Source organism: Pandoraea nosoerga (genome assembly GCF_902459585.1).
Lineage (GTDB): Bacteria > Pseudomonadota > Gammaproteobacteria > Burkholderiales > Burkholderiaceae > Pandoraea > Pandoraea nosoerga.
On record NZ_CABPSC010000039.1, the window covers coordinates 1 to 633 of the forward strand.

At 48.7% G+C, this 633-nt stretch carries 1 tRNA gene and 1 rRNA gene; both read left to right on the forward strand.

The features are described from left to right. Window positions 1-108: 108 nt before the first annotated feature. A tRNA-Ala gene (locus tag PNO31109_RS21800) sits at window positions 109-184 on the forward strand. A gap of 280 nt (window positions 185-464) precedes the next feature. Further along, window positions 465-633: ribosomal RNA gene (locus PNO31109_RS21805) — 23S ribosomal RNA — on the forward strand; the annotation flags it as partial.

Consider the following 633-nt stretch of genomic DNA (forward strand, 5'->3'; position numbering starts at 1 on the left):
TTCCACCGATGTCCGGTTGAAAGAAATCTGGCTGAGGCAAGGCACAAGAAGCCGTGGCATACCTGGGTATGCGAGGGGTTTTTTGTCAGGCTGCATCAGACTGATTCGGGGGGCATAGCTCAGCTGGGAGAGCACCTGCTTTGCAAGCAGGGGGTCGTCGGTTCGATCCCGTCTGCCTCCACCAACTTCTTGGATCGCATCGATGTCAGTCAAAAGCTTTTACGTCTGCAGTAAATCCCTAAGTGATTTTGCGTGAATGTTTTTGAATGACAGCAATGTCATGCAGTATTTGTTCTTTAACAATTTGGAAGAAGAAGTAGTACAACGGAAGCGCGTTAGAGATGGCGCGTGGAAATTGTACGGGTTGTGATTGTATCAACCAGTATTTAAGTGATCGAAAGATGACTTGGAATACGGCACAACGCGAAAACTCAACCTGTAGCGGGAAGACATTCTCGTTATAGGGTCAAGCGAATAAGTGCATGTGGTGGATGCCTTGGCGATTACAGGCGATGAAGGACGCGATAGCCTGCGAAAAGTTGTGGGGAGCTGGCAAATAAGCATTGATCCACAAATGTCCGAATGGGGAAACCCGGCCCTTTGGGTCATCCTAGACTGAATCCATAGGTCTAG